This window comes from Myxococcus sp. CA023 (assembly GCF_010998615.1).
GTDB lineage: Bacteria > Myxococcota > Myxococcia > Myxococcales > Myxococcaceae > Myxococcus.
Window position 1 is genome coordinate 79987 of record NZ_JAAEAH010000035.1, and the last position, 7087, is coordinate 87073.

The following is a 7087-nucleotide window of genomic DNA, read 5'->3' on the forward strand; positions in this document are numbered from 1 at the left end:
CACTTGCTAACGGCATCCGGCACGGGTGGCGGAAGGGGCGAATGGGGACTCTCGATTACTACGCGGCGATCGCTCGACTTGCACCAGGCGGACTGGCGCGCAGCGCTGTGCGGCGTGTCCAAGGTGTGGCGCGGCAGGCACTCTATCGTCGGCGCGAGCGCGCGGACGAGGTGCAGCTCCTCGAGTGCTACGGCGCGACGGATGGCGTGGAGTTGGTGGAGCTGGCGCTGGGCCAGCGCCGCTCACGCATCTGGTGTGAAGTCTCTCAGCGCGCGTCGGTGCTGGAGGCGCTCGCCGCGGTGCCCGGCGGCCTGGAGCGCGCGCGGGCCCGTGCCCAGGCCGCGCTTCGCCAGGAGTGGGACGTCTTCGGCACCCCGGTGGTTTTCGGCGAGGGTCGTCCCGTGGACTGGTCCCTGGATCCGGTGAGTGGTCACCGCTATCCGGTGGAGCCCGTGGAGCGCCTGTCGCTCGCCGTGACGGGGAGCGACCCGAAGTACCCGTGGGTGATGGGCCGGCTCGACAGCGTCGTGGCGCTGGGCCAGGGCTACTGGGTGGAGACGGCCGCTGACGTACGCGCGCGGCTGGCGGATGCCTTCGTGGCGCAGGTGTTGGACTTCCTCCAGGCGAACCCCGTGGGGCAGGGCGTGCACTGGACGTGCGCCATGGAGGTGGCGCTGCGCGCCGCGAACCTTGCGCAGGCGCTGGCCATGTTCTCCGCCGCGCCCGCGGTGGCCCGGCCGGACTTCCTGGTGCCGGTGCTGAGCGCGCTGGCCGAGCATACCGCCTGGGTGGAGGCCCACCTGGAGGACCGCGGCGCGGTGCCCAACAACCACCTGGTCTCCAACTACGTGGGCCTGTTGGTGGTGGGCCTGCTCTTCCCGGAGCTGCCGGGCGCGCCGCAGCAGGTGTCGCTGGCGGTGGGTGGGCTGCGCGAACAGATGGAGAAGCAGGTGCACCTCGAGGGCACGTCCTTCGAGGGCTCCATTCCCTATCATCGCCTGTCGGTGGAGCTGTTCACGCTGGCGTACCTCGCCGCGCGCGGCGCGGGTGTGCCACTGGGGCCCAAGTACGAGTCCCGGCTGCGTCGCATGTTCCACGCCGTGCGCGCGTGGTGTTCCGAGCAGGGATTGGCGCCACAGATTGGCGACAATGATTCCGGCCGCGTCTTCCCGCTGCGCGATCGCGAGGACAACGCGCACGGCTATCTGGTGGGCCTGGGCGCGGCGCTCTTCGGCGATGCGGGCCTGGGCGGCGGCGAGTTCGTGGACGAGGCCGCGTGGCTGCTGGGCCGCGCCGGGCAGGCGCGTTTCGCCGCGCTCGCGCCCGCGCCGGAGCCCGTGTCGGTGAGCTTTCCGGAGGGTGGTTTTCACATCTTGCGCGGCGCGGGTGTCGTTATCACTGTCAGCGCCGGCAAGCAGGGACAAGGCGGAGTCGGGGGACACAGCCACAACGACAAACTTTCTTTCGAGCTCCACGTCGACGGGCGTCCCGTCATCGTGGATCCGGGCACCGGCACCTATACGCGAGATCCCGCGTTGCGGAACTGGTTCCGCGGAACGGCCGCGCACAACACGGTGCAGGTGGATGGCGCGGAGCAGGCGCCCCTGGATTCGGCGCGGTTGTTCGCGCTGCCGGAGGAGGCTCGGGCGCGGGTGGTGGCCTTCCTGCCGGGGAAGTCGGTGGACAGGCTGTTGGTGCGGCATGACGGCTACCGCCGGCTTCCCGCGCCCGTGGGAATCGAGCGCACGTTCCGGCTGGACCGGGGCGAGCGCGCTCTGGCCGGACGTGACCGCTTCGTGGGCACGGGCCGGCATGACGTGGTGGGCAGATTCCATCTGCCAGATGAACAGGCGCGAGTGGTGTCGCCTCAAGTGCAGGTCCTGTCACGCGCGGGTCGTGTGATGGAGGAGCCGGTGTCGTTCGAGCCGCTCGTGGTGGAGCTGGGGCCGGAAGGGGCCCCGCTCGCCTGGGTGGTGCTGGAGAAGGGGCTGACGGCGCGGTTGGTGTCGTCGAAGTATTCGCCTGGGTACGGGCGGGTGGTGCCGTCGCTGGCGGTGGAGTTCCGGGGGCAGGTGACGCCTCCGTCGTGGCTGAGGTGGGTGGTCGTTTTCCACTGAGTGTCGGGTCGGGACGTGACCGTCTTAACGGCACGTCGCATCAGGAGAGGTGAGGACGATGAGGGTGATGGTGAGCAGCCCGCTTCTGGATCGCATCAAGAAGCGGGACGCGAGGGTGGGTGTGGTCGGGCTTGGCTACGTCGGTCTTCCGCTGGGGATGGCGTTCGCGGAGGCAGGCTTCCCCGTCATGGGGCTCGACATCGACAAGCGGAAGATCGACAAGATTGAGAAGGGAGAGAGCTACATCAAGCACATCCCCAGCGCTCCGCTGGCGGAGCTGAGCAAGTCGGGCAAGCTGAAGGCCACCACGGACTTCGCCAAGGCGAAGGACATGGACTGCGTCATCATCTGCGTGCCCACGCCGCTCACCGCGTCGCGTGAGCCGGACATGAGCTACATCATCCAGACGGGTGAGGCGCTCGCGCCGCACGTGCGTTCTGGACAGCTCTTCATCCTGGAGTCCACCACGTACCCGGGGACGACGGAGGAGGTGCTCAAGCCGCTGCTGGAGAAGAACGGCCTCAAGGCCGGCAAGGATTTCTACCTGGCCTTCAGCCCCGAGCGCGAGGACCCGGGCAACAAGAGCTTCAACACCAAGACGATTCCGAAGATTGTCGGTGGCTACTCGCCCGAGTGCTCCGAGGTGGCCGCTGCCCTCTACGGCAGTGCGCTGAAGGAAGTGGTGCCGGTGTCCTCCACCCGCGTGGCGGAGCTGACCAAGCTGCTGGAGAACATCTTCCGCTGCGTCAACATCGCCATGGTCAACGAGATGAAGATGCTCTGCGACCGCATGGGCGTGGACGTGTGGGAGGCCATCCAGGCCGCGAGCACCAAGCCCTTCGGCTACATGCCCTTCTACCCGGGCCCGGGCCTCGGTGGGCACTGCATCCCCATCGACCCGTTCTACCTGACGTGGAAGGCGCGCGAGTACGAGTTCCACACCAAGTTCATCGAGCTGGCTGGCGAGGTGAACTGGCAGATGCCGTACTACGTGGTGCAGCGCACGATGGAGGCGCTGAACAAGAACAAGCAGACGCTCAACGGCGCGAAGGTCCTCTGCCTGGGTGCGGCGTACAAGAAGGACATCGACGACATGCGTGAGAGTCCATCGCTGCGCGTCATGACGCTGCTGGAAGAGAAGGGCGCGGCGCTGTCGTACCACGACCCGTACGTCCCCGAACTGCACAAGGGCCACGGCTTCAACATGGAGATGAAGTCCGTGCCGCTGAAGCCGGAGACGCTGGGCCAGTACGACGCGGTCCTCATCCTCACGGACCACTCGGACATCGACTACGCCATGGTGGTGGACCGCGCGAAGGTCGTCGTCGACACGCGCAACGCCACCAAGGGTGTCAGCAAGGGTCGTGAGAAAGTGACGAAGGCCTGACAGTCATACGCCGCTCGCCCGGAAACCGACCCTCCGGGCGGGGGGCCCCTCGTTCACGGATTCCGCCTTCGCGGCATCCGTGAGCGTGGAGCTGCTCGTATCGTGGAAGGGATGGGCTAGTGTCGGGGCCGTGCAATCCCTCCTTCGAACCGTGTTTCCCCTGCTGGCACTCTCGGCGCTGCTGACGGCGGCGGCGCCCGTGCCGGATGCGCGCGTGAAGCTGCTCGAGGCGATGTCCGCTGAGCTGGCGCGCAACCACCAGCAGCTGAAGATGCAGAACCACGAACCCCCGTATTTCATGAGCTACCAGCTCAAGGACTACGAGCAGCACGCGATCTCCGCGCGCTACGGGGCGCTGTTCATGGACGACGGCTACCGCGAGCGGAAGCTGTACGTCGACGTGCGCGTCGGTGACTACGACTTCGACAGCTCGGTGGCGGAGGGGCTGGAGTTCAGCTTCTCGACCAAGGGCACCAGCTATGTGTCGCGCAAAGAAGGCCCGCTGGACGACTCGCCGTTGGCGCTGCGCACCTCGCTGTGGCTCATCACCGATGAGAAGTACAAGTCCGCGCTGTTCCAGTACCTGAAGAAGAAGGGCGAGGACGTCTACGCGGTGGAGGACCCGAAGCGTCCGCCGTCCTTCACGCGCGAGAAGCCGGTGAAGCACGTGGAGCCGCCGCTGGAGGCTCCATTCGACCGTGAGCGCTGGGTGAAGGTGGCCCGCGACGTGTCGGCGCGCTTCAACGCACACCCGGAGCTGTTCGACTCGGAGGTGCGCGTCACCAAGGACAAGGTGACGCGGCTGTTCGTGTCCTCGGAAGGCAGCCGCATCATCACCGAGGAGACGCTGTACGGCCTGCATGTCTCCGCCGTCACCCGGGCGCCGGACGGGCAGCTGCTGGACAACTCGCGCAACTTCTATGTGCCCGCCGAAGCGGGGCTGCCGGACGTGGCGCGCCTGAACAAGGCGGCGGATGACGTCATCCAGGAGCTGCTGGCCCTGCGCGCGGCGCCCGCCATCGACCCGTACACGGGGCCCGCCATCCTCGCGCCGGAAGCGGCCGGGGTGCTCTTCCACGAAGCGGTGGGGCACCGGCTGGAGGGAGACCGGCAGGAAGGTGACAACGAGGGCAAGACGTTCAAGGGCCAGGTGGGCAAGCAGGTGTTGCCGTCGTTCATCTCCATCCACGACGACCCGACGCGGCGCGTACTCCAGAACGAGCCGCTCAACGGCTACTACCTCTTCGACGAGGAGGGCGTGCGCGGCCAGCGGGTGACGCTGGTGGAGAAGGGCGTGCTGCGCAACTACCTCCAGGGGCGCCGGCCGGTGGAGGGCTTCCTCCAGTCGAACGGCCACGGCCGCAGCCAGGGCAACCTGAAGCCGGTGGCGCGCATGGCGAACCTGATGGTGGAGAGCACGAACGGCGTGAGCGACGCGGAGCTGAAGAAGCGTCTGATTGCCGAGGCGAAGCGTCAGGGCAAGCCGTTTGGCCTCATCATCCGCGACATCACAGGGGGCAACACCAACACGTCCGGCTACGGCTACCAGGCCTTCAAGGGCGTGCCGCGCATGGTGTACCGGGTGGATGTGAAGACGGGGAAGGAGACGCTGGTGCGCGGCGTGGAAATCGTGGGCACGCCGCTGTCGGCGGTGAACCGCATCCTCGCCTCAGGGCAGAAGCCCGGCATCTTCAACGGCTTCTGCGGCGCGGAGAGTGGCAACGTCCCGGTGTCCACCGTGGCGCCGGCCATGCTGCTGCAGGAACTGGAGCTCCAGCGCACCATGGAGGGGAAGGACCGCCCGCCGATTCTCACCAGCCCGGCGGCCCTGGAGGCCCCGGCGGCGAAGCCGTAGCAGCGCCCTACTGAGGGGGCGGTGAGGGGGCGACAGGCATGGGGCTCGCTGGCCGGGGGCGCGCCGGGTGGAGCTGCCTGGCGCCCTTGAAGCCGCGCAGGCGCACGTACCGGCGGAAGTCCTGGAGGAAGCTCTCCTGGGTGACGCCCACGGCGCGCTGGAAGGCGCTGTCGAAGTCCGGGCCCTGGCTCATGCCGCGCAGCACCTTCCGGATGGTGTCCTCGCCATAGCGGCGCGCCAGGAAGGTGAAGGCGTGGTGGGCGGCGCCATACACGACGCCGCTCTCGGACTGGTAGAGCGCGTCGGCTTGCGACAAGGGGTCGGCGTTGGGGTGCTGGCGCCAGTAGTGCTCCAGGTCGTCCAGGCTGGAGACGCGGTAGCCCTGTTCGGCGGTGTAGGAGGCCATGCCTTCGCGGAACCAGAGGGGAATCCGCTTGCGTGTCCAGCCGAGCCGGTCCGAGGCCACCTGGTACATGAGGCTGTGGGTGAGCTCGTGCAGCAGCAGTTCGTCCACCTGGCCCTGGCTGGCGCCTCGGGACGTCCAGGTCCGAGGGCTCTGCAGCTCGATTTGCTCGTAGCGTGCCCAGGCGCGGAGGAAGTCGTGCCCCGGGCGGTTGGCGGCGCGCTCCAGCGCCGCGTGGTTGGGGTGAACGACGATGGTGACGGTGTCGTCGAAGGTGCCCCAGCGCTGGAGACGGGGAATGGCGCGTTCGACGGCGAGCTTCACCTGCACGGCCGCTTCGGTGTCGCGCGGTTGGTATTCGACGTCGATGCCGGCGCCGGTGCCCTTGCTGACGAGCACGCGGGCGCTCTGGGATGCGTAGCAGCCGGTGAGCAGACTCAGGCCGAGCAGCACCGCTGCCCAGCCGGGACTGCCGCGACGGCCCTTTGTTGCTGGTGACTCCTGACTCACTCCGCACCCAACCAGCGAACCACCGCGCGTCCGACATCGGCCACGGTGGAGAAGGACTCCACCTCGGGCGCGGGCGGGCCAAAGTAGAGCACGGGCACGGGGTGAAGCGTGTGTCCCCGAGTGGAGAGGTCTTCCACGTTGCCGTGGTCGCTGCAGACCAGCACCCGGGCCTCGGCGGGGCGTGTGGCCACCAACGCGCGGGTGAAGGCGTCGAACGCGTCCAGCGCGGCCAGGGCGGCCGTCCAGTCCTGGGCGTGGCCGGCCTCGTCCGCCAGGTAGTGCTCGAAGAAGGTGAAGTCCGCGCCTGAAGCAATGTCCCAGAACACGGCGGCGGCTTCCTCGGGCGTGCGCACCGGCGCGGGCAGTCCGTAGGCACGGGCGCTGGCGCCGGTGATGTCGTGGGTGAGCCCGTCCCCGGCGCGGGCGTCATCGAGCGTCCGCAGGGGGATGCCCCCCGCGGCGAAGGCCAGCTTGGAGGCGGAGGGCTTCACCTTGCGGCGCGACTCCGGGGACAGGACGAACTCCGGCGGGGAGGTGCTGGGCCGGCGGGGGACCTCCAGCGCGTCCAGATAGGGGGCAGGATAGGCGTTGGCGAAGGTGGCGGTGCGGCCCGCCGCGCCCAGCCGCCGGATGATGGAGCGGTCCGCCATCAACCCCCGCAGCGGCGCGTTGGGGTAGCCGAGGACGTGGCGGCCCAGCAGCAGGGGGGCCGGGTCTCCCGTCAGGATGGCCGTCTGATTGGACGCGGACTGGGGCCGGCCAGGGACGCCGAAGGTGGTGTCCGTGGGGATGCAGCGGCCTCCGTAGGGGAGGGG

5 protein-coding genes are annotated in these 7087 nt (G+C 68.6%); 3 read left to right on the top strand and 2 right to left on the bottom strand.

The window, feature by feature from the left end:
- Nucleotides 1-125: 125 nt before the first annotated feature.
- From F8M74_RS17160 to F8M74_RS17170, 3 genes are all read left to right on the top strand, one after another.
- On the top strand, nt 126-2117 hold the full coding sequence (locus F8M74_RS17160; RefSeq protein WP_141253895.1) for an alginate lyase family protein: 1992 nt from the start codon (nt 126-128) through the stop codon (nt 2115-2117).
- Between the two features lie 67 nt (nt 2118-2184).
- A complete protein-coding gene (locus tag F8M74_RS17165; protein ID WP_141253896.1) occupies nt 2185-3504 on the top strand; it encodes a nucleotide sugar dehydrogenase in 1320 nt (439 codons plus the stop codon).
- A gap of 130 nt (nt 3505-3634) precedes the next feature.
- A complete protein-coding gene (locus F8M74_RS17170) occupies nt 3635-5359 on the top strand; it encodes a TldD/PmbA family protein (RefSeq protein WP_228559816.1) in 1725 nt (574 codons plus the stop codon).
- A gap of 7 nt (nt 5360-5366) precedes the next feature.
- Here the strand turns inward: F8M74_RS17170 and F8M74_RS17175 are convergent, their stop codons facing one another.
- Both F8M74_RS17175 and F8M74_RS17180 read right to left on the bottom strand, forming a co-directional pair.
- Nucleotides 5367-6272: a DUF6055 domain-containing protein gene (locus tag F8M74_RS17175; protein ID WP_141253890.1), complete on the bottom strand. Its 906-nt coding sequence runs from the start codon at nt 6270-6272 to the stop codon at nt 5367-5369.
- On the bottom strand, nt 6269-7087 hold an 819-nt coding region (locus tag F8M74_RS17180; protein WP_163884456.1), incomplete at its 5' end, for a metalloenzyme. The genes F8M74_RS17180 and F8M74_RS17175, both read right to left, overlap by 4 nt.